The sequence below is a fragment of the Sphingobium fluminis genome, assembly GCF_037723805.1.
Lineage (GTDB): Bacteria > Pseudomonadota > Alphaproteobacteria > Sphingomonadales > Sphingomonadaceae > Sphingobium.
In genome coordinates this window covers 445,504-469,829 of the sequence record NZ_JBBJUK010000002.1, presented here as the reverse complement: position 1 = coordinate 469,829, position 24,326 = coordinate 445,504, and the positions used below count along the sequence as shown (strand labels likewise).

25 protein-coding genes are annotated in these 24,326 nt (G+C 65.4%); 11 read left to right on the top strand and 14 right to left on the bottom strand.

The genetic code is table 11. The features are described 5' to 3' along the window. Positions 1–18: 18 nt before the first annotated feature. From WG907_RS08420 to hemC, 3 genes are read right to left on the bottom strand one after another with little or no spacing between them, the layout of a single operon-like run. Entirely contained in the window at positions 19–915 is an 897-nt protein-coding gene (locus WG907_RS08420) for a hypothetical protein (RefSeq protein WP_340232305.1), read from the bottom strand. Positions 916–925: 10 nt separating this feature from the next. Beyond that, complete coding sequence (locus WG907_RS08415; RefSeq protein ID WP_340232304.1) at positions 926–1,597, bottom strand: uroporphyrinogen-III synthase; 672 nt, start codon at positions 1,595–1,597, stop codon at positions 926–928. Continuing rightward, on the bottom strand, positions 1,594–2,520 hold the full coding sequence (gene hemC / locus WG907_RS08410; RefSeq protein WP_340232303.1) for a hydroxymethylbilane synthase: 927 nt from the start codon (positions 2,518–2,520) through the stop codon (positions 1,594–1,596). The genes WG907_RS08415 and hemC overlap by 4 nt, the downstream gene beginning before the upstream one ends. A 44-nt stretch (positions 2,521–2,564) precedes the next feature. Here hemC and tsaD point away from each other — a divergent pair, with 44 nt between their 5' ends. The 3 genes from tsaD (at position 2,565) to WG907_RS08395 (ending at position 6,133) form a co-directional block, all read left to right on the top strand. Then, complete coding sequence (gene tsaD / locus WG907_RS08405; protein ID WP_340232302.1) at positions 2,565–3,599, top strand: tRNA (adenosine(37)-N6)-threonylcarbamoyltransferase complex transferase subunit TsaD; 1,035 nt, start codon at positions 2,565–2,567, stop codon at positions 3,597–3,599. After that, on the top strand, positions 3,596–4,567 hold the full coding sequence (locus tag WG907_RS08400; protein ID WP_340232301.1) for an NAD(P)H-dependent glycerol-3-phosphate dehydrogenase: 972 nt from the start codon (positions 3,596–3,598) through the stop codon (positions 4,565–4,567). The genes tsaD and WG907_RS08400 overlap by 4 nt, the downstream gene beginning before the upstream one ends. Positions 4,568–4,633: 66 nt before the next feature. Next, complete coding sequence (locus tag WG907_RS08395; RefSeq protein WP_340232300.1) at positions 4,634–6,133, top strand: lipopolysaccharide biosynthesis protein; 1,500 nt, start codon at positions 4,634–4,636, stop codon at positions 6,131–6,133. A 12-nt stretch (positions 6,134–6,145) separates the two neighbouring features. Here WG907_RS08395 and WG907_RS08390 read toward each other — a convergent pair whose 3' ends face one another. Further along, complete coding sequence (locus tag WG907_RS08390; protein ID WP_340232299.1) at positions 6,146–7,147, bottom strand: adenosine kinase; 1,002 nt, start codon at positions 7,145–7,147, stop codon at positions 6,146–6,148. A gap of 109 nt (positions 7,148–7,256) precedes the next feature. On the opposite strand from WG907_RS08390, the gene WG907_RS08385 reads away from it, so the two are divergent. Together WG907_RS08385 and WG907_RS08380 are read left to right on the top strand one after the other, a co-directional pair. Continuing rightward, positions 7,257–7,928, top strand: coding sequence for an EI24 domain-containing protein (locus WG907_RS08385; RefSeq protein ID WP_340232298.1), 672 nt, complete (start codon positions 7,257–7,259; stop codon positions 7,926–7,928). Then, on the top strand, positions 7,925–8,296 hold the full coding sequence (locus tag WG907_RS08380; RefSeq protein ID WP_340232297.1) for a hypothetical protein: 372 nt from the start codon (positions 7,925–7,927) through the stop codon (positions 8,294–8,296). The genes WG907_RS08385 and WG907_RS08380 overlap by 4 nt, the downstream gene beginning before the upstream one ends. Here the strand turns inward: WG907_RS08380 and queG are convergent. Beyond that, positions 8,293–9,339: a tRNA epoxyqueuosine(34) reductase QueG gene (queG, locus tag WG907_RS08375; protein ID WP_340232296.1), complete on the bottom strand. Its 1,047-nt coding sequence runs from the start codon at positions 9,337–9,339 to the stop codon at positions 8,293–8,295. The genes WG907_RS08380 and queG overlap by 4 nt on opposite strands. A 22-nt stretch (positions 9,340–9,361) precedes the next feature. Here queG and WG907_RS08370 point away from each other — a divergent pair, with 22 nt between their 5' ends. Genes WG907_RS08370 through msrB form a run of 3 tightly spaced genes read left to right on the top strand, consistent with a single transcriptional unit; the run spans position 9,362 to position 12,022 of the window. Further along, a complete protein-coding gene (locus WG907_RS08370) occupies positions 9,362–10,339 on the top strand; it encodes an ABC transporter ATP-binding protein (protein ID WP_340232491.1) in 978 nt (325 codons plus the stop codon). After that, positions 10,336–11,526, top strand: coding sequence for an ABC transporter permease (locus WG907_RS08365; protein ID WP_340232295.1), 1,191 nt, complete (start codon positions 10,336–10,338; stop codon positions 11,524–11,526). The genes WG907_RS08370 and WG907_RS08365 overlap by 4 nt, the downstream gene beginning before the upstream one ends. Positions 11,527–11,545: 19 nt before the next feature. Beyond that, entirely contained in the window at positions 11,546–12,022 is a 477-nt protein-coding gene (msrB, locus tag WG907_RS08360) for a peptide-methionine (R)-S-oxide reductase MsrB (protein ID WP_340232294.1), read from the top strand. Here msrB and WG907_RS08355 read toward each other — a convergent pair. From WG907_RS08355 to WG907_RS08315, 9 genes are all read right to left on the bottom strand, one after another. Next, positions 11,980–13,824: a hypothetical protein gene (locus WG907_RS08355; RefSeq protein ID WP_340232293.1), complete on the bottom strand. Its 1,845-nt coding sequence runs from the start codon at positions 13,822–13,824 to the stop codon at positions 11,980–11,982. The two genes, msrB and WG907_RS08355, sit on opposite strands and share 43 nt — an antisense overlap. Continuing rightward, positions 13,802–14,209, bottom strand: a complete 408-nt coding sequence (locus WG907_RS08350; protein ID WP_340232292.1) for a GtrA family protein — start codon at positions 14,207–14,209, stop codon at positions 13,802–13,804. Before WG907_RS08350 ends, WG907_RS08355 begins: the two co-directional genes overlap by 23 nt. A 4-nt stretch (positions 14,210–14,213) precedes the next feature. Beyond that, a complete protein-coding gene (locus tag WG907_RS08345; protein ID WP_340232291.1) occupies positions 14,214–15,740 on the bottom strand; it encodes an NAD(P)/FAD-dependent oxidoreductase in 1,527 nt (508 codons plus the stop codon). Positions 15,741–15,889: 149 nt separating this feature from the next. Next, complete coding sequence (locus WG907_RS08340; protein ID WP_340232290.1) at positions 15,890–16,222, bottom strand: UrcA family protein; 333 nt, start codon at positions 16,220–16,222, stop codon at positions 15,890–15,892. A 174-nt stretch (positions 16,223–16,396) separates the two neighbouring features. Next, positions 16,397–17,986: a bifunctional phosphoribosylaminoimidazolecarboxamide formyltransferase/IMP cyclohydrolase gene (gene purH / locus WG907_RS08335; RefSeq protein ID WP_340232289.1), complete on the bottom strand. Its 1,590-nt coding sequence runs from the start codon at positions 17,984–17,986 to the stop codon at positions 16,397–16,399. Between the two features lie 75 nt (positions 17,987–18,061). Then, positions 18,062–19,831 (bottom strand): heparinase II/III family protein, encoded by a 1,770-nt coding sequence (locus WG907_RS08330; protein WP_340232288.1) that lies wholly within the window; start codon positions 19,829–19,831, stop codon positions 18,062–18,064. After that, complete coding sequence (gene rpe, locus WG907_RS08325) at positions 19,828–20,490, bottom strand: ribulose-phosphate 3-epimerase (RefSeq protein WP_340232287.1); 663 nt, start codon at positions 20,488–20,490, stop codon at positions 19,828–19,830. The genes WG907_RS08330 and rpe overlap by 4 nt, the downstream gene beginning before the upstream one ends. Before the next feature lie 94 nt (positions 20,491–20,584). Beyond that, the gene (locus WG907_RS08320) at positions 20,585–21,070 is read right to left on the bottom strand and encodes a diguanylate cyclase (protein ID WP_340232286.1); all 486 of its coding nucleotides are present in this window, start codon (positions 21,068–21,070) and stop codon (positions 20,585–20,587) included. A 56-nt stretch (positions 21,071–21,126) separates the two neighbouring features. Beyond that, on the bottom strand, positions 21,127–22,419 hold the full coding sequence (locus tag WG907_RS08315) for an RsmB/NOP family class I SAM-dependent RNA methyltransferase (protein WP_340232285.1): 1,293 nt from the start codon (positions 22,417–22,419) through the stop codon (positions 21,127–21,129). A gap of 166 nt (positions 22,420–22,585) precedes the next feature. Between WG907_RS08315 and WG907_RS08310 the strand changes: the two genes are divergently transcribed. The 3 genes from WG907_RS08310 to WG907_RS08300 all read left to right on the top strand — a co-directional run bounded on the left by WG907_RS08310 (position 22,586) and on the right by WG907_RS08300 (position 24,320). Beyond that, complete coding sequence (locus tag WG907_RS08310; protein ID WP_340232284.1) at positions 22,586–22,759, top strand: DUF1674 domain-containing protein; 174 nt, start codon at positions 22,586–22,588, stop codon at positions 22,757–22,759. Positions 22,760–22,889: 130 nt separating this feature from the next. Next, a complete protein-coding gene (locus WG907_RS08305; RefSeq protein ID WP_340232283.1) occupies positions 22,890–23,369 on the top strand; it encodes a hypothetical protein in 480 nt (159 codons plus the stop codon). Between the two features lie 72 nt (positions 23,370–23,441). Beyond that, entirely contained in the window at positions 23,442–24,320 is an 879-nt protein-coding gene (locus WG907_RS08300; protein ID WP_340232282.1) for a UTP--glucose-1-phosphate uridylyltransferase, read from the top strand. Positions 24,321–24,326: the final 6 nt, after the last annotated feature.

Here is a 24,326-nt window from a genome sequence, read left to right as displayed (position 1 = left end):
CGCCGCACCATTAGGCCATCAGGGAGCCAGAGGAGAAGTCTGGGACACGGGCGCGCCATCGGTGCCGCGCAACTGGCGGGGCTCCAGAATCGCCGCGGTTTCTATCAGGTCCAGTGCCCGGCGCGCTTCCAGATACTGACGGGCCGATTGCATCCAGCGATCGGCGGCGCTGCGGCCGGGCATGCGCTCGACTTCAGCAAGCGCGGCCCCTACGCGCCCTGCATCGATCGCGCGGACGGCCCGGTCCATGGCGGCCTGCGGACGTGGCGAGGGCGTGGATGCCTTGCGGATGGTTACGAGTTCGCGCGCCTCATGCTCCAGCGCATCCCACCAGTTGCCATCGGGAGCCGGGGCCATCGCCCTCTCAGCGATATCGAGCAGCCCGCCGCGCAGATCCGCAAGCGTCACCGGTTCGCGTGCCGCGTTGACGATCGTCGCCACGGCGCGCGGCTGGGCCTGTCCAAAGCGCAGCCTCATCTGCCCTTCGATATAGCCGAGCGGCGTGCCGCTATCGAGGGCGCGGCGCGCGGCGAAGGCCACCAGCAGTCCTTCGGCTCGTACCGCATTGCCCGACGCGGCCTGCGCCTCGACCGTGACGTGGTTCAGCCGTTCTTCCAGTTGCACCACCCGACTGTCGAGCGCCCGCTCCACATCTTGCCCGAGCGACTGAGCCGGTGCCGGCGCGGCGGCTGTCGTGCCCACAGGCGCTGCTGAGCGGACGGGCAGGTCGGCGGACATGCCGCGCCACCGTCGCTCGATATTCGGCATGGCAAGGATCGTCAGAACGACACCTACGGCAAAGGCGAGCAGCGGCAGCAGGAGTAGCAGCCAGGAGCCCCGACGCGCCGCGACGGGCGCGGGTGTAGCGGCGCTTTCGGTGCCGTCCTCATCACTGTTCACTGACTGGTCTTCCATGATCCGGCGATTATTTACACAATCGCGCGGCAAGGGCCAGCATTGCGTCATCCTGCGGCTGCGCGGATGACTGGACGCTTGCCCAGCCGTCCCCAGCGGCCAGCGCCGCCGCCGGGCTGATCGCGACAATATGCAGCGTTTCGCGCGCCAAAGGGGACAGCAGCGCTGCGGCGCGCTCCCCCGCGCGCGGAGAATGGATGAGCAGGATGTCGCCGGGTTCGATCGTCGCTGGAAGCGCAGCGGCCTGGGGCGCTTCGTTCATGGCGTAGACGGCGATGCGATCGATGCGCAGCGGCCCCGGATCGAGTGGGGCGACATGTCTGCCTCCCAAATGCAGTATCGCACGATGGCCGTCCCGTGCGATCCGCGCCGCGATCATACTTCCGTCAGCGGTGCCCGCCGTCACATCAGCAAAGCCAGCCTGGACCAGTGCCAACGCCGTCGCCTCGCCTACCGCATAGGTCGGCAAGGACCGATAACGGCCGATGCCGGGGCCGGCCAGCCGAACGCCGTTGGCGCTGGTCAGCAACACCGCGTCGAAATCTTCAGTTGGGGGCGGTGTCCAGTCGAGCGGCTGTGGCGCGAACAGGGGATGCACCAGCGGGCAGAGCCCAAGCGCCGCGACGCGGGCCGCCGTCCTGCCTGCCGCCGGTTGTGGCCGCAGGATGATGACCTGGCTCACCCGCCGAACAGCGCGCGCAGCGCCGGACTGGCCCGGTCGAGCAGTTTCTGCCCGACGCATTCCGCTGCCGCATAGTCGCCGCGCGACATCCGCGCCTCTTCGCGCACGGTTTCCTGGCCATCCGGACTGATGATTTCCGCACGGAGGAACAGCCCGTCGCCCTCCACCCGCGCAAGCGCGGCAATCGGCGAGTGGCAGGTTCCGTTCAATCCGCGCAGCAACATGCGCTCCATCATCACGCAGTCGAAGGAGTTGGTGTCGTTGATCGCGGCCAGTGCGGCCAGCACCGGGCCATTGTCCGTCAGGGCCTCGATTCCGACGGCACCCTGCGACGGCGCGGGCAGCATCATATCGAGCGATATAGCCACACCGATATCGCCCTGATCCAGCCGGTCGAGGCCAGCCGCCGCCAGCAGCGTTGCATGAACCTCACCCGCCGCCAGTTTGCCAAGGCGCGTGGCGACATTGCCGCGAAACAGGGTGATCGTCGCATCCGGCCGCATCCGGCTGACCTGCGCCGCGCGGCGCGGCGAACTGGTGCCGATCAGCGGCGCGGGGGGAAGCGCGTCGAAACTATCCGCGCCGATGAGCCGGTCACGCACATCGGCGCGCGGCAATATGGCGGCGATGCGAAAGGCGTCGGGGCGAAGCGTCTCCACATCTTTCATGCTGTGCACCGCAAAATCGATCTCGCCCGCGACCAATGCGCGATCCAGTTCCTTGGTCCACAGCGCCTTGCCGCCGATGTCGGCGAGCGCGCGGTCCTGAATGCGGTCGCCGCTGGTCTGGACGGTCACGATCCGGATGGCATCTTCGGCCCAGCCATGGACGTCGATCAGCGCGCGGGCGGTCATGCGGGCCTGGGCCAGCGCCAGCGGCGATCCTCTGGTGCCAAGGCGCAACGGTCGGTCTGTCAAAAGCATATGCGGCTTGCTCTAATGACCACGGGCATTAGATGGAAGCGGGAATGACGATCATCCTTGGCCTGGAATCAAGCTGCGACGAAACCGCAGCCGCGCTGGTGACGGCCGACGGGCGGATATTGGCGCATCGGCTCGCGACCCAGGAAGAGGCACACCGGCCCTATGGTGGCGTGGTGCCGGAAATCGCGGCCCGCGCCCATGTCGAGGCGCTCAGTCCGCTGATCGAGGCGGCGCTCGCCGACGCCGATTTGACTCTCGCCGATGTCGACGTGATCGCGGCGACGGCTGGCCCTGGCCTCATTGGCGGGGTCATGGTCGGCCTTGTCACCGGCAAGGCGCTCGCTCATGCGGCGGGCAAGCCGCTGGTAGCGGTCAACCATCTGGAAGGACACGCGCTTTCGCCGCGTCTTGCCGACCGGTCGCTCGCCTTTCCCTATCTGCTGCTGCTCATTTCAGGCGGGCATTGCCAGTTGCTCCGGGTCGAAGGTGTCGGCCGCTATCGCCGACTTGCGACCACGATCGACGATGCGGTGGGTGAGGCGTTCGACAAGACGGCGAAACTGCTCGGGCTTGGCTTTCCGGGCGGCCCGGCGGTGGAGAAGGCTGCGGCGCTCGGTGATCCAAAAGCTGTGCCGCTGCCCCGTCCGCTGGTGGGGACCAACGATCCGCATTTTTCTTTCGCTGGTCTCAAAAGCGCTGTGATGCGCGCGGCCCAGTCCGGCCTGCATGCCAAGGAGGATATTGCGGCGAGCTTTCAGCAAGCCGTGATCGATTGCCTGCTGGATCGTACCCGCCGGGCGCTGATCGCGAGCGAAGGCTTGACCGCGCTGGTCGTCGCCGGGGGCGTTGCGGCCAATCAGGCGGTGCGCGATGCCCTGACCGAAATGGCACGGCAGTTCGATCTGCCCTTCGTCGCGCCGCCGCTTTGGCTTTGCACCGATAATGCCGCGATGATCGCCTGGGCCGGGGCGGAGCGCTTCGCGGCGGGGCTGATCGACGATCTCACGACCCCGGCCCGGCCGCGCTGGCCGCTCGATCCCGACGCCGAAAAGGCGCGCGGCGCAGGCGTTAAGGCGTGAAGGCGGGCGTCCTTGGCGGCGGTGCGTGGGGCACGGCGCTGGCGCAACTGCTCACCGCCGGGGGCGATGACGTGCGCCTTTGGGCGCTGGAGCCCGAAGTCATCGCGGCGGTCAATCGCGATCATGCCAATCCGCTCTATCTGCCCGGCCTTCCGCTCAGCCCGCACGTCATCGCGACCGGCGACATGGCCGACATGGCCGACCGCGACATGCTGCTGGTCGTCAGCCCCGCCCAGCATCTGCGCAGCGTGATCGCGCAAGCCCCGGCGCGCGTGCCGCTGATCCTCTGTTCCAAGGGGATCGAAGCGGGCACCGGGCTGCTGATGTCGGAAGTGGTGGCGCATGTGCGCCCGGACGCTCCGATTGCTGTGCTCTCCGGCCCCACTTTCGCACATGAGGTCGCGCAGGGTTTGCCGACCGCAATTACGCTCGCCTGTGGCGATGGCGCGCTTGGAAGCCGGCTGGCGGCTCGGATCGCGCGTCCTGCGTTCCGGCCCTATCTGTCGGACGACGTGATCGGTGCGGAGATCGGGGGGGCGGTCAAGAATGTCCTCGCCATCGCGTGCGGCGTCTCCGAAGGGGCAGGCCTTGGCCTGAATGCGCGCGCCGCGCTCATCAGCAGGGGCTTTGCGGAAATGACGCGCTTCGGCCTTGCGCGGGGCGCTCGCGCGGAAACGCTGGCTGGCCTGTCGGGTCTTGGCGACCTCGTCCTCACCTGTTCCTCGACGCAATCGCGCAACTTCACGCTTGGCAAGGGGCTGGGCGAGGGCAGGGCGCCCGCCGATCTGCTCGCCAACCGCCGCACCGTCGCCGAGGGCGCGTTTACCGCGCCTGTCCTGCGCGCCGCTGCGCGGGCGGCCGGGGTGGATATGCCCGTGGTAGAGGCGGTCTGCGCGCTGATCGAAGGAGCAGCGCCGCTGGCGCAGGTCATCGACGCCCTGCTCGCCCGGCCGTTGCGCGCGGAATAAGGTCGCTGCATGGCGATTTTTCCCCTATTATGGCGCGAAGACAATAGGGTTGGGGGTTAAGGTTCGTTGGCGGCACAGGCATCCCTTCCCGGGCCAGAGGATGATATCGCCGCGCTCGCAAAGGGCGGGCGAACCAACATTTTTGGTTTCCTGCTGCGTCTGGCCGCGCGTCTGCCCTTTCTGTTCATTGCGGGGCGGATCTATGGCGCCGATGCGCTGGGGCGCTTTGCCTATGCCGTGCTTGTCGTCGAATTCGCGGCGCAACTCGCGACGTTGGGGCTCAAGCGCGGCCTTGCCGGCGCGCTTGCCCAGACCAAGCGACCCCATCCTCATGTCGTGACCGATGCGATGTTGCTGACTTTCGGCGCATCGGCGCTGGCGGCCGGCGCGCTCGTCGCCTTCCCGCAAGCGATGTTTCCCAATAGCGGCATCAACGGCCTCGACCGCCTGCTTGCGCTGATCGTCATCGCCGTCGCCGGATCGGATGTCGCGCTGGCGGCCTGCGCCTATCGATTCGATATCGGCGCGACGGTGCGGGCGCGCTCGATCATAGAGCCCTGGGCGATCAGTATCGGCGCGTTCGTCTTTGCCTATTATTCGACGCGGGACGGGCTGATCCTCTCCTATGTCGTTTCGATGGTCGCCGCCTTCGCGGCCTCGATCATCCCCATGACCCGCCATTATGGCATTCCCTATGGCTGGCGGCCCGATCCCGGCCGGCTGTGGCGCATGGCGCGGCGCAACCTGCCGCTCGCGGCCGCCGACGGCGTGGAATGGGGATCGCGCCGGCTCGACATGGCTATCCTCGGACTGTTCGTCAGCCCGGCGGTGATCGGCATCTATTATGTCGCGCAACAGGTCGCGTCGCTGCCGCAAAAGCTCAAGACCAGTTTCGACCCGATCCTCGGCCCGGTCATCACCCGCAACCTGTCGGAGGGCAATCTGGCGGCGATCGCGCGGCAGGTCAGCCAGGTCGGTTTCTGGATCATCGCCGCGCAGGCGGGCATCGCGCTCGCGCTTGGCATTCCCGGAGAGGCAGTGATGGGCCTGGTCGGGCCCCATTTCGTCAGCGGGACAGGCGCGCTGGCATTCCTGTTGCTGGCCGAAGTCGTCGCCGCGACCGCCGTGGTCAGCGAATCGGCGCTGGTCTATATCGCGCGCCATCGCAACCTCGTCATTTCGCTGCTGATGATCGCGTTGCAGGCAAGCCTCAGCTTCGCGCTGATCGTGGCCGCGCGGCGACTGGGACTGCGCGACATGGTGGTCGCGGCCGCGCCTGCACTGGCGCTGTGCATTGCGCTCGGCGCGGGCGCGCTGGTGAAAGCGCGCCTGCTGGCCCGATTGCTCGATGCGCGCGTCAACGCCTGGCGCTGGCCGCTCCTGAGCGCGGCTGGCGCGGCCTGCATCGTCGGCGCAGCCTTCGTGGCCCTGCCGCCCCATATGGAATGGGCCGAGTTGCTGTTCGGCGTTCCGGCGATTTTGGCCGCTTATGGCTTCGTCATCTGGCGCTGGGGGTTCGGGTCAGACGACCGTGCCCTGTTCCGTAAACAGAAGCGTGCGGCCTGACCGACCCGTCGTTCAGGCGAACAGCCGCGCTTCGATCAGCTTGAGATCAGCCTCGGGTCGCGCGCCATAGTGGGCAATCACCTCTGCGGCGGCGGCGGCACCCAGTGCGAGGCAATCCTCGACCGATCGCCCGTCGATATGCGCGGCCAGAAATCCGCTGGCAAACAGGTCCCCCGCGCCGGTAGTGTCGACGATGGTCTCGACTGCGGCGGCCGGTGCTTCGTAACGGACGCCCGCGACGACCGCGACCGCGCCTTTTTCGCTGCGGGTAGATACCAATACGGGCACGCGCGCGCCGATGGACGCCACCGCGGCTTCAAAATCGTCAATTTCGGCCAGCGACTGGATTTCGCCTTCGTTGGAAAACAGGATGTCGATGAACCCCTGATCGATCAGGTCGATGAAGTCGGCCCGGTGGCGATCGATGACGAAATTGTCGGACAGGGTGAAGGCAACCTTGCGGCCGGCGGCGCGGGCGGCGTCGATCGCCGCGCGCATCGCTGCACGGGGCTGTTCGGGGTCCCATAAATAGCCTTCTAGATAGAGGATCGCGGCCGACTGGATCAGGTCGACGTCAAGCGCCTTGGCCGGGAGATATTGCGATGCGCCAAGGAAGGTGTTCATCGTCCGCTGCGCATCGGGCGTCACGAGGATCAGGCAACGCGCGGTCGGCGCATCGCCGGTCAGCGCGACCGTATCGAAGCGGATGCCAAGCGCACGGATATCATGCGCGAACACGGTGCCGAGTTGGTCGTCGCGCACCTGGCCAATGAAGCCGCATTTTTTGCCGAGCGCGGCGAGCCCGGCCAATGTGTTCGCCGCCGAACCGCCGCTGCTCTCGATCGCCGCGTCCATCTCGCCATAAAGGCTTTCCGCCATCTCCGCATCGATCAGCTGCATGCCGCCTTTCGTCAGTGCATGTTCCGCCAGAAAGGCATCGTCGCTTTTCGCGATGACATCGACAATGGCGTTACCAACGGCGACGACGTCGAGCGAGGGGGCAGAAGCGGGCACGCAGTTTCCTTCATAAAGAGAGGCAGATCGGCGCCGTGTCTATCGGCCATGAACCGCTCGCGCAACGGCGGTGATTGACGCGGCGCGCTTGCGGCAGGATAGCCGCGCCATGGTCATCATTGCCGCCCTGCGCGCCTTTCCATCCCTGTTTCACGGCGCGGCGTTGCGCCTGCTGCTCAAGACATTGCTGCTGACGCTGGGATTGTTCGGGGTGCTGGCGGTCGGCTTGTGGGCGGGATTGCACGGGCTTCGCGCCTATGTCGGCTGGAACTGGGGCGGGGGCCTTGCCGAAGCGACGGCGACCGCGATTGCCGCGGTGGTGCTGGGCTGGCTGTTGTTCCGGGCCGTGGCGATGGCGGTCATGGGGCTGTTCGCCGATGACATCGTCGTTGCGGTGGAGGCGGAAGCCTATCCGCAGGCGGTTGCGACCGCGCAGCCGATCGGCGGCGTCCGCAGCCTGCACTTTGCGCTCCGTTCGATCGCGCGCACGATCGGATGGAACCTGCTCGCACTTCCTGCCTATATCGCGCTGATGGTGACGGGCATCGGCACCATCGGGCTTTTCCTCGCGGTCAATGCCTATCTGCTCGGTCGTGACCTTGCCGACATGGTGGAGCCGCGTCACCCGGAATTGCCACCTATCCCTCGGATCGACCGGTGGCTCATGGGGCTCGGTTCGGCGCTTGCCTTCCTCATTCCCCTGCTCAACCTGCTTGCGCCGATCTGGAGCGCGGCTATGGCCGTTCACATGCTGCACGGCGTCAGAAGGAAGGCCGCATGATCTCTGCCCGTCAGGCCCTCATCGCTATTCTCGCCCTGCCGCTTGCCGCCTGTGGCGCGACCGGCCCGGGATTGCAGACCGGCATCACGCCCCCTGCCGGTCCGCCTGCCAGCGCCTTTGCCCGGCAAGGCCCGCTGATGGGCGCGGACGCGCGGCGGCTGACCCAGATGTTCGGCACGCCGCGGCTCGACATCAGGGAAAATACGGGCCGCAAGCTACAATTCGCCAACGGCCGCTGCGTGCTCGACGCCTATCTCTATGCCCCGGCGCGCGGCAAGGAGCCGGTGGTAACGCATGTCGATGCACGGTCGCCGCTTGGCATCGATGTCGAGCCTGCGGCCTGTGCGACCGCGTTACAGGCGCGTTAGGCGGACAGCCGGCCGATTGCCCATGTCGCCGCCTCGGCCACGACCGGATCGGGATCGGCGGTGAGCTGTCTTAGTTGCGAGAGCAGGCGCGGATTGCCGCTATTGCCCGCCGCGATCGCAGCGTTGCGGACCATCCGGTTACGGCCGATGCGCTTGATCGGCGATCCTGAAAAAATCTCGCGAAAGCCCGCATCGTCCAGCGCGAGCAGATCGCCGATTTCAGGCGCGGCGAGTTCCGCCCGACCGATGAAGGCGCGATTGGCCGCGCCGAGATGCGCGAACTTGTTCCAAGGGCACACCGCCAGACAATCGTCGCAGCCGTAGACGCGATTACCGATCGCTGCGCGAAACTCTTCCGGGATCGGCCCCTTATGCTCGATCGTGAGATAGGAAATGCAGCGCCGCGCATCGACCCTATAGGGGGCGGGAAAGGCGTCGGTAGGACAGGCGGTCTGGCAGGCGGTGCAACTGCCGCAATGGTCAGCCTCCGGGGTGTCGGGCGTCAGCGCGATCTCGGTATAGATGGCGCCCAGGAACAGCCAGCTGCCATGCGCCCGGCTGACGAGATTGCTATGCTTGCCCTGCCAGCCGAGGCCGGCGGCCGCCGCCAGCGGCTTTTCCATCACGGGTGCCGTGTCGACGAAAACCTTGAGCGCGCCGGGCTGCTGATCGATCAGCCAGCGGGCAAGCGCCTTCAGCCCTTTTTTGACCACGTCATGATAATCCTTCCCCTGCGCATAGACCGAAATGCGCGCGCGGTCGGGGGCGTCCGCCAGCGCGAGCGGATCGCGCCCCGGCGCATAGCTCATGCCCAGCATGACGACACTGCGCACGTCGGGCCAAAGCCCCTTGGGCGATCCACGCTCGGTTGCGCGTTCCTCCATCCACAGCATGTCGCCTTGATGACCGGCATCGAGCCATTGGCGCAGGCGCGTGGCGGCTTCCGGCGCGGCGTCGGCGGGCGCGATGGCGCAGGCGGCGAAGCCCAGTTCTGCGGCATGCGCTTTGAGGCGCTGCTCTATGGTTTCAAGTTGCGTTGGCATGGTCTGCGACTATCAGGGGCGGATGATCGGCGACACCCCGACCCTCAATCCCGCCTCGAACCCTGCCTATGCCGTCGAAGCCCATGGTCTTGTCAAGACGTTCGGAGATTTTCGCGCCGTCGACGGCGTCGATATCGCCGTACCCACGGGGGCCATTTACGGCGTGCTGGGACCCAATGGTGCGGGCAAGACCACGCTGCTGCGCACATTATTGGGCATTATCGACCCGGACGAGGGGCACCGGACGCTGCTTGGTGATCCGGCACCGCTGCGCAAGGCGAAACAGGTCGGCTATCTGCCCGAGGAGCGCGGCTTGTATCCGTCGATGAAGGCGTTCGAGGCGATCGCCTTCATGGGGGCGCTGCGCGGCCTTCCGCTCAAACTCGGGCGCGCCCGTGCCCGCGCCATGCTGGAAGACCATGGTATGGGCGCCTCCGCCGAAAAGCCGATCCGCGCTCTGTCGAAGGGCATGGCGCAGACCGTTCAACTGTTCGGCACGATCATCCATGAGCCGCGCCTGATCGTGCTGGACGAACCATTTTCGGGTCTCGACGCGATCAATCAGGGCAAGCTGGAGGCATTGATCCGTGAACAGGCACGCGCCGGCGTGACCATCCTTTTTTCCACCCATGTCATCGCCCATGCCGAACGGCTGTGCGAGCGGGTCGCCATCGTCGCGGGTGGTCGCATCCGGTTCGAAGGGTCGGTGGACGCGGCACGCGGCCGGCTTCGCCCGCAGGTCCGGTTGCGCACGCGCATGAGCGACGGGCCATGGCGACGCGCCTTGCCGGCCGAAACGCTTGCTGAAGATGGCGCATGGCATTTCGCGCTGCCGGACGAAGGCGTCGAGCTGCTGCTGCGCGCCCTGCTCGACGGCAATGCGGGGATTGAGAGTCTGTCGATCGAGCGGCCGGGCCTACATGATGCCTTCGTGGCGATTGCCGGCGAAGCGGCGGCGCGTCAGATGGAAGAAGATCAGGCGCGGGAGCAGGTCGCATGAAAAATGTGCTGCGCGCGGCCCTTGTTATCGCCCGTCGGGACTTCACGGCGGTCATTTTTTCGAAAACCTTCATCCTCTTTCTGCTGGGACCGCTCTTTCCGCTGGTGATCGGCATGGCCTTTAACGGTCTGGGGCAGAAGATCACCCGCGATCGCATCCAGCCCGCTGTCGCCGTCGCGCTTCCGGCGGCGCAGGCCGATCGGATGGCATGGGCGCGTCAGCGGATCGCCAGTCGCATCGGCTCGGGCCATGTGCCGGAATTACGCCCTGTGCCGGCGGGCAGCGACCCCCGCATTCTGCTTGGGCGCAAGGATGCCGGCATTATCGCGGTGTTGTCCGGCTCGCTCGATCATCCGGTGCTGACCGGCAAGGCCGAGGATATCGACGGGCTGGAACGGGATCTCAGCCTCATGGCGGGACTGGCCAAGGTCGGCGACCATCTGCCCCATGTCGCGATCGCCCGGCAGGTCGTGGCCGATAATGCGAGCGCGCAGGGTCAGGGCCGTCTCGCCACCGGGCGCGCGGCGCAGGTCGTCATCTTCATCCTGACCATGTTGCTGGCCGGCATGGTGCTGTCGAACCTGGTCGAGGAAAAGACCAACAAGGTGATCGAAATCCTCGCCGCCGCCGTGCCCATCGACGCGGTGTTCCTTGGCAAGCTGATGGCGATGCTGGCGATGAGTTTCGTCGGCATCCTGTTTTGGGGATCAGGTGCGCTTGGTGCCTTGCTGTTGCTGGCCGGGCCCGATGTCGCCTTGCCGACGCCTGCGGTCGGCTGGCCGCTGTTCCTTGCGCTGGGCGTCATCTATTTCGCCATGGCTTACACGTTGCTCGGCTCGCTGTTCCTGGGGATCGGCGCGCAGGCGGCGACGGTGCGGGAGGTGCAGACGCTCAACATGCCAGTAACGATGGGGCAGATGGCGATATTTTTCTTCGCGACCTATGCGGTCGACCATATGGGATCGCGGCCCGAGCTTGCCGCCTGTATCTTCCCGTTCAGTTCCCCTTTCGCGATGATCGCGCGGGCAGCGCAGAGCGAGGCGCTCTGGCCGCATCTGGTCGCGATCATGTGGCAGGCGGTCTGGGTGGGCCTTATCATCCGGCTGGGCGTTCACCTGTTCCGCCGCCATGTGATGAATTCGGGGAAGAGCGCGAAGCGTGGCCTGTTCAGGCGGCGGACAGTCTGACGCTGGCACAAGGTGGCCCATGAACCGCAGAGTTTTTCTGGGTGGCGCGGCTACCGGCGCTGGCGCACTCCTGTTATGGCAGATGGGTCTCGGGGAAGCGAAAGCCGCCTATCCCGTGACCTTGAGCGATGTGCAGTGGAAAAAGAAGCTGAGCCCGCTTGCCTATAATGTGCTGCGCCATCAGGCGACGGAGCGGCCGTTCACCAGCCCGCTCAACGACGAGCATCGCGCGGGCACATTCAGTTGCGCGGGCTGTGCGCAAAATCTTTTCAGTTCGAAGACGAAGTTCGACAGTGGCACAGGTTGGCCCAGTTTCTGGGAGCCGTTGCGCAAGGCCGTGGCCGCCAGCCGCGATTTCGAGCTCGGCTATTCGCGCACCGAAATCCATTGCACCCGTTGCGGCGGCCATCTGGGCCATGTCTTCGACGATGGGCCAAAGCCCACCGGCAAGCGCTATTGCATGAATGGCGTCGCGATGGCTTTTACGCCCGCCTGATCTACGATCCGGTAGATGTGGAGCGGCCCGGGACCGGGCATCGGCTTTAGCCAGGACGGATTAATGCCCCTGGCAAGGTCGGCGGCGAGGCCATGGCGGCTCGCTTTGCCGTAGAGCGCGAACTCGTTGAGACCCGAACAGGTGACGATATAGCCGGCGCCCTTGCCGCCTCCCACCCCCGCGGCCACTTTGCGCGCATCGCCGGGGCGGTCGGTGAAACCTTCGATCACCGCGGTGATGCCGATGGCGTTGCGATGATGCGCGGTGCCGATAACGCTGTGGCGCGTTTGCACCAATATGTCCGGTCCGATGTCGAGCGGCGCGAACAGGGTCGCGGCGGGCAGGGCGCGCAAGGGTGCGAGCGTCGCCGCCGCCCGGCAATCCGTGCTGGCCTGCCTGGTGGGCGCGGCGGGTGGGGTGATCAGTGCGATCCAGGCTGCGCTCAGGCCCACCGGGGTCAGCAGGATGAGCGCCGCTGACCCGGGCACACGCGTTAGCGGCGATCGGGCGGCCTGAATGCGGACGAAGAGCCTTTGGAGCAGCCAGGCGATGCCGGGCAGCGCGAACAGATGGGCGACGGTCATCGCTCGCATCAGCAGGCACGCCACCAGGGTCGCGCCGAGGGTGAGGAGCGCCAGCATCAGCCAGTCGAAGCCTTTGCTGCGATCCCTCTGGCTCGTCGCGGCGGCGATTGCGCCTGCCACGCCCAACAGGGCCGGCAGCAGGATGACGCCCGCCATCGACAGGCCCTGCTCCCAGATCGGCCGGCCTTCCATGACCTGAAGATACCAGAGCTTGTACGCGGTCGGGCCCAGCGCCTTGAACGGATCGCCGGACAGGCAGGGTCCGCCGACGACCAGAAACAAGAGGAGCGCGCAGCCGCCGCCGATAGCTGGGGCTAAGATGCGCCGCGTCGCGCTGGCGGAGCCGGCGAGCCGTGAGACGACCGGCGTCGTCAGGGCGAGCGCGACGAGTGGCCAGACATAGGGCGCGGACAATGCATCGCATTTCGCATCGAACAGCGCCTGCCAGCCGCGCAAGGCGATGAGGAGGCCCGGCGCTGCCCCGCCGAGGGTCGCTGCATAGGCGGTGAAGCGTGGCGCATGATCGCGGGCGATCCACTGGCGCAGGGCGAAGACGCCACCGGACAGCGCTGCGTAGGGGAGACCTTCGCTCGAAATCTGGAGCCAGACGGCGAGCGCAAGGCCTGCGATCACGCCACCGCGAGCGGGTCGCGAATCGAATGTGCCGGCGAGCGCGATCGCCGCCATCCATATCTGCCAGCCATGATGGTCGATCCGCAGCGGCGTGAACTGGACGAGGATGGAGGGGGCGGTCAGCAGCAGGGCTACGGCAATGCAGGCGCTGCGCTGCCCGTCGAGCCGCCTGACCGCATGGTATAGCGCCAGCACCAGCCCGCCCAACGTCAGCAGCGGCGCGATGGCGCAGGCGAATATGTCGGCACTCCATGCGCCGAGCAGCGGCCGAGTGATAAGGATCAGGGCCGCGATCGGCATGTCGACGATCCGCGACCAGTGCATCGGGCCGCCGATGGGCGGATTGACGCGATGCTGGCTGACATCGAAAAAGCCCTGCCCGCCGATCCAGTCGCGCACCTGTTGCAGGCGCATGGCATCATCTGGATCGCGGAAGCGGAGTGTCGGGAAATCGCGGTGAAAAATCCACAGCATGACCGCGCAACAGGCCATCCAGGCGGCCAGTGCGCACCAGGCCCAGCCGGGCCTTGCAAGGCCGGTCCAGTTTCGCTCGATGCTGTGGTCAGGCGCGGGCGAAGACGCCATATTTCCGCGCTGCATAAACAGTGAAGAAGCTGACCGGCACCGAAAACAGCTTGGCGACGGCGGGCGGCAGGCCGATTGCGCTCAGGCTGCCGACTATGCCCATGGTCATTCCCAGGCCCAGCAGCGCCGTCGCGACGAAGCCCATGAGCTGGCCATGGGTCGCGCCTCCTCGCGTATCGAACACGAAGCGGATGCTGATCACCCAATGGACGATCAGGCCGGCCGCATAGCCGCCCAGCGCGGCCATCATCGGCGAAGCGCCGCCATGTGACAGGGCCAGAAAGACGATCATATCGGTCATGAGCGCGCTGGCGCTGGCGAGCAGATATCGCGCGACCATGAAGCGTGCGGCCAGCGCGGTCAGTATGCGGACACCGCTGTCCATCGCGTCATGCGGCCTGCAGGCGGGAGGGCACCAGCCGGGCACTAGCGAGTGCCGCGCGTTCACCGGCGATGTCCTGCCCCTCTTCACCCGCTTCATGATATTCGGCGTCCTCGTTCACCGACCAGACGTCGTGGACGCGCGCGCCCGCGACGATATTGCGGACGGTCAGCATCGCCGTCATCATGGCATGATCCTGATTATTATAACGGTGCATGCCATTGCGTCCGACCATGTGAAGCGTCGGATAGCGCGCTTCGAGTTCGGTGCGCATCGCCAGCACATGGGCGGCATAATTATCGTCATAGACGGGATAGGCCTTTTCCTGCCGCACCACCGCGCCGCCGACGACATCGCCAGCGTCGCACAGGCCAAGCAGCGCCATTTCCCGCGCCGCCAGCGCGATCAGGTCGGCATCATCCGCCGACCACAGACCGTCGCCTTCGAAACAGAAATATTCAAGGCCGACGCAGGCGAGGGAAGGGTCCGGCACCATTTCGGGCGACCAGCTGCGGAAATTCTGGATGCGGCCGACCTGCACCTTGGGGTCGTGAATGTAGATCCAGTTGTCGGGGAAGATATCATCGCCCTTCACCATCAGCGCAACGGTCAGGAAGTCGCGATATTTCAGTTCCATAGCTTCACCAAGGCTGGCGGGAAGCGGGTGAATGCGGCCGGCCAGTTCGCGCATCGGCGCGGAGCTGATGACATGAGCGGCGTCCACGGCCACCTCGCCCTCGGCCCCCTGCGCGACCATGCGCCAGCGCCCGGTGCCCTGATCTTCGGAAAGCTGCTTGAGGCTATGCCCCATCAGGACGCGGTTTCCGCCCGCGATCACGAAATCGCGCGCCGCCTCCCACATCATACCCGGCCCCAGCCGCGGATAGCGGAAGGTTTCGAGCAGCGTCTTGGTTTCCATCCCGTCATTGGGCTTTTTATTGAGGCCAAGGCTGCGCTTGAGGCCATCGACCACCGCGCCCCAAAGCGAAAGGCCCTTGATTCGCTGCGCCGCCCAGTCCGCCGACATCTCGTCGCACGGCATGCCCCACACTTTTTCCGTGTAGGTTTTGAAGAAGATCGAGAACAGCTTGTGCCCGAACGCGTTGACGGTCCAGTCTTGGAAGGAACGGATCTTGCGGTTCGGAAACAGCCGCGCCTTAGCGAAGCTCGCCATGCACAGGGTCGAACGCCACAGGCCCAGATTCCACAGCGCCTCGAACGCGCGCAGCGGGTAGCTGTAGAATTTGCCCTCGTAATAAATGCGGCTCATGCGCGGGCGCTGGATGAAATCGTCGGGCAAAATTTCGTTCCACAGGTCGACGACCTGCTTCGACTTCGAAAAGAAACGATGCCCGCCAATATCGAAGCGAAAGCCGTTCAGTTCGACCGTGCGGCTGATCCCGCCCACATAGACCGGGTCTTTTTCGATGACCGTGACACTATAGCCCTGCCTGGTCAGCAGATAGGCGGCGGTGAGGCCCGCTGGCCCGGCTCCGATGATGGCGACGTCCACTTGTCGGTCGGCACGCGGCATGCAGAAATTCCCCCGGATGGTCCTGTGATCCAGTCTCGGGGAGTGAAGGAAATCCTCTAAGGAGTGGTTAATGGCAGGTAAGGGAATGAAACGGGCCGCCCCGCCTTGGCGGAACGGCCCGGTATCCTGCCGAAGAGCGGCGAGGGGTTTCAGCTCGTCCGCTGCGCCCGGCTATCCAGGTCGCTGCGTCCGCCCTGCTGCGCGTCGCTGAAGCAGACGCGATAGTCGTTGGTGACCGGGATGATCGATCCTGCGACATAGCCGCACACCTGCTTTGCCGCGCGCGTGATGCGAGCATCGGCCCTGCGATAGTCATGCGCGCTGGCAAGATCGAGGTCTGCTACCGTCACGGCGATGGTGCGGGTCACGGCCCCGGTCCGGCCGTCAACGATCACATCGGAACTCATGCCCGTCGCCGAAGCCAAGCCGGGCAGCACAAGGCCTATGGTGACGGCAAATGCCGCCAGCGTCTTTCTGGTCATCCTATTCTCCTGTCGAACATGCTTTTTATTGTTTCGCCCGCCGCCTGCGTGGGCGGCTGGTCACGCTCCAGATAGGCTTGTCCGGCCTCTATTAAAAGTACCCATAGGAGAAAAATCGACGGAAAACGGCCAATCTCTTTCAATTGGACTGCGTAATTTCGCGTGGCGTCCGCTTTAGTGACGGAAGTGACGCATGCCGGTGAAGACCATGGCGAGGTCGGCATTGTCGGCGGCGGCGATCACCTCTTCGTCCCGGATCGATCCTCCGGGCTGGATGACTGCCGTCGCGCCGGCTTCGACCGCGGTGAGGAGGCCGTCCGCGAAGGGGAAGAAGGCGTCCGATGCGACCGCCGATCCAATCGTGCGCGGCTGCGCCCAACCGGCTTTTTCGGCGGCATCCTTCGCCTTCCACGCGGCGATCCGCGCGGATTCGAGGCGGTTCATCTGGCCTGCGCCGACGCCTGCCGTGCTGCTATCCTTGGCATAGACAATCGCGTTCGATTTCACATGTTTGGCGACGGTCCAGGCGAACAGGCAATCCTTGAGTTCCTGTTGCGTGGGTGCGCGCTTCGTTACGACCTTCAAGTCGTCCAGATCGACCCTGCCATTGTCGCGGCTCTGCACGAGCAGCCCGCCGGCGATGCTCTTGAGCTGAAGTCCGGTGCGCGCCGGATCGGGCAAATCGCCGGTCAGCAGCAACCGCAGATTTTTCTTCTTCGCAAAGATCGCGCGGGCGTCGTCGTCGGCATCGGGCGCCGCGACGACTTCGGTAAAGATGCCGCTGATCGCTTCGGCGGTCGGGCCGTCGAGCGGCCGGTTGACCGCGATGATGCCGCCGAACGCCGACACGCTGTCACAGGCGAGCGCCGCCTCATAGGCTTCGATCAGGGTTTCGCCGGTCGCCACGCCGCAGGGATTGGCGTGTTTGACGATGACGACGGTTGGCGGGCCATCGCGAAATTCGCTGACCAGCTCCAGCGCGGCGTCGGCATCGTTATAATTATTATAGGAGAGTTCCTTGCCCTGCACCTGCCGCGCCTGCGCGATGCCGTTGGCGCCCGGGCCGACCGGCAGATAAAGCGCGGCCGACTGGTGCGGATTTTCGCCATAACGCAGCGTCGTGGCGAGCGTGCTGGCGACGGCGAGCGTCTCGGGGAAGAGCATACCCTGATCCTCATGAGCGAACCAGCTCGCGATCATCGAATCATAAGCGGCGGTAGCTGCATAAGCCTTGGCGGCCAGCAGCCGGCGAAAATCATAGCTGGTTGCGCCGCCCTTGTCCGCCATCTCTGCGATGAGGCGTGCATAGTCGGCGGGATCCGTGACGATCGCGACGCTCTCATGATTCTTGGCGGCCGAGCGCACCATCGAAGGGCCACCGATATCGATATTCTCGATAATCTCGTCCCGCGCTGCGCCCTTGGCCACCGTCGCCGCGAAGGGGTAGAGATTGACGACCACCAGGTCGATCGCGCCGATCTGATGCTCGTCCATCGAGGCAACATGCTCGGGGTTGTTGCGCACCGCCAGCAGGCCCCCATGCACCTTGGGATGCAGGGTCTTGACCCGTCCATCCATCATTTCGGGAAAGCCGGTCAGGTCGGAAATATCGCTCACGATCAGTCCCGCCTCGCGCAGCGCTTTGGCGGTGCCGCCGGTCGAGACCAGTTCGACACCATGCTCGCCCAGCGCCTTGCCCAGTTCCACGAGCCTGGTCTTGTCGGACACGGACAAAAGGGCGCGTTTGATGGTGACGTCGGTCATGGGGGACTCCGGGTGATACATGTTGGCCGGCCTGTAGAGGGCGAAGGCAAAAATATAAAGAGGCGAGCGTGCGCTCTATCCCACGCGCTTGAGCAACCACCCGATGCTCGATCCGCCCGGCAGCGCCTCCCCCGTCACGACGAGCTGTCGCGTGGGATGGGGGCGGCCTTCGCCATCGACCCACAGGCTTTCCTCGATCGTCAGAACGCCGGTCCCGGTGCGGAATTGCCACAGCGCGCCAAGGTCAATGCGCAGCAGGGCGCCCTGATTGTCAGCCGTCAGCGTAGGCTCGACGCCGGGCGCGAGATGGAAGCGTAGCAATACAGGCAATTGCGCGGGCTTGCGGCGGCGGACCGCAGGCGTCAGCATGTCCTCGCCCCGAATTTCCTTGCCGTCGCCGCTCATCAGCAGAAGGCGGCGGTGAACATAGCCCATGCGCTTGACATAGCCGTCATGACTGAGGTCGACGCGGCTGCCATGTTCCAGCTCCTGCCGGTTCAGCTCCACTTCGGTGACGCCACGCCCCAATGTACCGTCGGGCAGCAGCGCGGTCGAATTACAGTCGTTCAGCACCAGCGTCGAATGCGCTGCTGTCGTGCGCAGGCCCTGTGCCAGCCCGCGCGGAATCCATGCGCCTTCGAGCGCCGCGCCGCCGCAATTGACGATCAACCGGTGTGAACCGTCGCTGACCTCGATCGCGCCGGTCGATGCGCAGCTTGCTTCGGCCAGCCTCGCGACCGGAGGAGGAGCGGCATCGATCTGAAGCACGGTGCTGCCCGCCGCGATCCGCTGATAGCCCCAGTCGCGTGCCTGACGCAGGGGACGCGTGCGCACCCGGCTCGCGCGCACGATAGCCTGCACCTGCCCGGGATCGATCGCGCCCGCGCCCTGCCAGCAACCAAGCCCGCCATCGCCATGGGTAAGGCCGAGCAGTGCCGGCACGGTGCGGGCGAGCCCTTCATGCAGGAAGGCGGGTACTTGCTCACGGCGTGCATCATAAACCGCCGTCACCATCGAAAGCAGCATGACGCCCTCAAGCTGCGCCAGCGGCGATCGCGAGATAATCCCGCCATCGCCATGAAAGCTGCCGTCGATCGAGCGGCGCAGCCCGGCTTCGCCGAACAGCTTGCGCGCCGCGCCGCCCGGGATCAGCATCGACGCCGCGACGACGCCACCCCACGCGATCAGCCGGGGCAGGCCGACCGCCACTTTGTCCGCGCCGCGATCGAGATGACGGGCGGTACGCGCAATGCAAGTCAGCACCAGCGATCTATAGATGAGGTCGCTCGACGAGAGGATCAGCGGCGCGTGGGCGGTCCAGAACAACAGCCGCCATCCGGCATTGTCCGCGCGCCATGCCGGTTCGCTTGGCAGGCTGGCATGGGCTTCGAGCCATTTGCGCAGGATCGCCTCGGCGATCGGCGCCGCCTGTTCGCGCGTCGCCACGCTGGCGAGATCGCGCAACCAGCGAAAACTGTGAATATAGTCGGCAAAGGCGGGGGCGACGCCCAGCCGGGCGAAATCGAGCCCATCGATCGGCTGCTTGGTGCCGCGAAACAGGAAATATCCCGCGCGGATCGCGCGACCCGCGCGCTCGTCCCCGGCAATCTCGTCCTCGGGCACCGCGAGCAGCTTGAGCGGATATTTGCCCTTCAGCCGCCGGCTGTGGATCGGCGTCTTCCAGCTCAATAGATAGAAATGATTGGCGATCCGCTCGGCCAGCGAAAGCCCCTTGTCATCCGCCAGGCGAATGAGCCGCTTGCCCTGTTCGATCCCGTCGTCGACCGGTGGCGCATCGGCGTCGCCCGGGACGGAATGGGGAGGGGTGCGCCGGGGATCGTTCACCCGCCTCGCAGCTTCCTGATATTGTCCGCATAAGCGGTGGAACCGCCGCGGAAGGTGGCGGTGCCGGCCACAAGCACATCCGCGCCCGCATCGATTGCGCGCGGCGCGGTGGTAAAATCGATGCCGCCATCGACCTGAAGGCGGATGTCGCGACCGCTCTTGTCGATCATCTTGCGGCAGGCTTCGATCTTGCGGAGCTGGCTTTCGATGAAGCTCTGCCCACCGAAACCCGGATTGACGCTCATGACCAGGATCAGGTCGATATCGTCGATCAGATAGTCCAGCATCTTGGCGGGCGTACCGGGGTTGAGCACGACCCCTGCCTGAACACCGAGCGACTTGATATGCTGGACGGTGCGATGGATGTGCGGTCCGGCTTCGGGGTGGACCGTCAATATATCGGCGCCGGCCTGGGCAAAGGCATCGAGAAACCCGTCCACCGGCGAGATCATCAGGTGCACGTCGAGCGGCTTTGTCGTGTGCGGCCGCAACGCTTTCACGACGGCGGGGCCGATCGTGATGTTGGGCACGAAATGGCCGTCCATCACATCGACATGGACCCAGTCGCAGCCGGCTTCGTCGATCGCGCGAACCTCTTCGCCCAGGCGGGCAAAATCGGCGGACAGGATGGATGGGGAGATCAATATATCGCGTTTCATCAACCGTTCGCCTTAATGACGCGAATCGGCGAGGGCAATGTATCATTTACGCAAAAGCCGTCGTTGACTCGGCCGATCGGCAACCATCAGCATGTCAGAGCATGACGAAGACCGTGGGGTCGAGCCGGCGCGAAGGCGGGACGCCGGCAGGGAGCAGCTGTTTGATTCCATGCAGGCCGATGACACGATCCCCATGCAAGATGGGCGCGCAGATCAACCGTACGGCACATTGGCCACCATCGGCCGGATGAATGTCGATGTCGAGCGTGAAGCCGCGCCGGTGCCGGATGGCATAGGCGCGCAACCGCTCCATCTGTTCGCGCGAATCCGAGGCGTAACGCGATACCGAGAGCGCGCGCGGGACTGGCGAGTCGCGCTCGAAGCCGAATATGTCGTAGACCCCTGCGGTCCAGCTGACCCGGTCATCGGCCAGGTCGCAATGCCACAGCCCCAGGCCCCGTTCCGCCAGCGCCACGTCGTTTCCAGCCAACGACGGGTCCAGCACCACCGGCGACAGATGTTCGTGCAGACTGGCCAGCGACCAGCTGTGATGGAGGGGAAGGGGTTCGATCGGACGCAAGATACGACTTTCAGGAGATTGGCTTGTGATGCGCCCGCCATGGTTAAGGTTCTGTGTCAGCCATGGACGAAACGGGCGATGAAGAAGCCGTCCGTGCCGCCTTCTTTCGCGAGCGCATCGGGTAATGTCCGTACCGTGCCGGCGAGCGGTAATATCCCTTGCGGCAATTCGCCATCAGTGGCTGGCAGGAGCGAGAAGTCGGCATTTTCCGCGAGAAATCGCGCTGCCTGATCTTCGCCTTCCACGCGTTCGAGTGAGCAGGTGGCGTAGACGAGCGTGCCCCCCGGTTTGACCCATTGTCCCGCCCGCGCGAGCAGGCTGGTCTGAAGCTCGGCCAGTTCCGCGATCTGGCGCGGGCCGATCCTGTGCAACACGTCGGGATGACGGCGGTAGATGCCGGTGGCGGTGCAGGGCGCATCCAGCAACACGGCGTCAACCGGCGCGTCCGGTGTCCATTCGCGCAAGTCCGCCTGAACGATCTCGGCCGCCAGAGACGTGCGCCTGAGGTTGTCGTGCAGCCTTTCGAGCCGCTTTTTCGACTGGTCGATCGCCGTTACGCGCCAGCCCGCAGCGGCAAGCTGCATCGTCTTGCCTCCCGGCGCGGCGCATAGATCGAGCACGTGACGACCTTCGCCCGTCCCTAGCAGGCGCGCCGGGCACGACGCAGCAAGGTCCTGCACCCACCAGGCACCGTCGGCGAAACCGGGCAGCTGGGGAACATTGGGCATGTCGGGCAGGCGGACATGACCGGCAGCGAAGCTGTCGCCGCCAAGCCGCTCGGCCCACATCGCCGTCTCCTCCGGGTCACGCAGGCTCAGATCGATCGGCGGACGAACGGCATAGGCATGAGCGGCCGCCAGCGGCATCCCCTCGCCCCATTGCCCGGCCCAACGTTCGGCGACCTCGGCCGGCAGCGTCGGCGGGTTCTGCAATACAGGCTCGCCGCGCGTCACCGTGCCGAACACGCCATGGACCAGCTTGCGCGGGCCGCCGTCGACCAGTGGCAGCGCGGTGGCGATCGCGGCGTGGGGCGCAGTGCCCAGTACGAGCACCTGGACGAGCGCGATGCGCAGCACCATCCGCGCCTTGGCGTCGTGCGGGATGATCTGGGGTGTCGCCGCGTCGATCAGCGCGTCGAGATCGGGCAGGTGACGCAATGTCTCGGCGGCGATGGCATGGACCATCGCGCGGTCGGCGCGGTCGGCAAGGCCCTGCGATGCGGCATGCAGCGCCAGTTCGAGCGGTTCGCCCCGCCGCAGCACGGCATCGAGCAGGCGGAGCGCGGCGCGGCGCGCGGCGAGGCCGGGCGTGGTATCGGCGGAACGGCGGGGGCGTCTGGGATGAGGCATGGCGCGCCCTTACGCGCTTTGCGCCGCCGGGTCATCACTCAAGGCTCCGGGAGGGTGAAGCTATGCTGAGTTCACAGTCGATCCCTTGCACATAAGTCTTTGACAGTCCAAATAGCAGGCTCGAACGGAAAGGGGGTCGCTCTGCGCCTTCGCAATCGGAGAGGTTATGGGCAAGTTCAACGGCAAACGTCCCGCCCACGTGACGGCGCCAGCCCATCTTTCGAAAAGTCCGCCGGTTCCCGAACCCGATCCACTTGATCGTCTGCCCCTGCTTGACGAAGAGCTCAGCCCTGTTCGCTATGGCGATTGGGAGCGCAAGGGCATTGCTATCGACTTCTAACCAAACAGCCGGATTCGTTTCGCCGTCGATTTAGAACGCTTGTCGCTGGCCCGTGCCGTGTTCGGGGGGAGCGCCATCCTATGCTCTGGCTTTCGACACCTTCGCAAGTGCACGAAGGCATGGGCAAAAGATGATAGAGGGTTCGGGCGTGAATTTGGCTTATGATATCAATGTGAAGGCAGCGTCGGATTATGTGCCGGACGATGCTACGATCCTGTGCGGCGTCGGCCGGATGGTCTGCGCATGGACGATGCTCGAACAGTCGCTGGAAGGCAAGATCGCGCTGATGCGCGAGGGGATGGGCGACATTCGCACCGTGGGCGCGCGGACCCGGCCGACCATGGTCAAACTGATGACCGAATTGCGCACCATCGTCGCCATGCGTGATCGTCGCAATGCCAGTATATTGATGGAGATCGCGGAGATCGAGCGCGACATGCAGCGGATCGACCGGTTTCGATCGCTGATCGTGGCTGGCTTTCAGCAACCTGAGCCCGGCGGCTTTGCCTGTCGCGATCAGCGGAACAATCGCCTGCATATTTCGCTTGAGCAACTGGATGCCGAAATCGGTGCGCTCGAACGGGTGGCGGAGCGTCTGCTGGCCGTGTGAGGCACCGCTGCTTGACCTTTCTGGCAGGCGCGGCAATTCAGCAACTGCCCGACCCAGCAAGAATGGAACAGCATGTCGATCAAGCCGATTCGCAAAGCCGTATTTCCCGTCGCTGGCCTCGGCACGCGCTTTCTGCCCGCCACCAAATCCATACCCAAGGAATTGCTGCCGGTGGTTGACCGGCCGCTGATCCAATATGCGGTCGACGAGGCGCGCGAAGCCGGAATCGAGCAGATGATCTTCGTTACCGGGCGAGGAAAGGGTGCGATCGAGGATTATTTCGATATCGCCTATGAAAGCGAGGCGACCCAGCGCGAACGCGGCAAGGATATGTCGTCATTGGACGGCACGCGGCTCGCGCCGGGAAATGCGGTATTCCTTCGCCAGCAGGAGCCGCTGGGCCTGGGTCACGCGATCTGGTGCGCGCGTGATATTGTAGGCGATGAACCCTTCGCCATCCTCTTGCCCGACGAATTCATGAAGGGCGGGCCGGGGCGTGGCTGTATGAAGCAGATGGTCGAGGCCTATGAAAAAGTCGGCGGCAACCTTGTCTGCGCGCTGGAAATCCCCGACGATCAGACCTCAAGCTACGGCGTCATCGATCCAGGGGTCCGCGATGGCGCACTGACCGAGGTGAAGGGGCTGGTCGAAAAGCCGCCGCTCGGCACGGCGCCATCCAACCTGATCCTGCCGGGTCGCTATATTCTCCAGCCTGAAGTCATGCGCATATTGGAGACTCAGGAAAAGGGCGCCGGCGGCGAGGTCCAATTGACCGACGCCATGGCATCAATGATCGGCAGCCAGCCCTTTCACGGCGTCACCTTCGACGGGCGTCGTTTCGATTGCGGGTCAAAGGCTGGCTATATCGAGGCGAATTTCGTGATGGCGCTGGAGCGGGAGGGTCTGGGCGAACATATCCGCGCCTTTGCGACGGCCGAACTGGCCGGCTGATCCTGT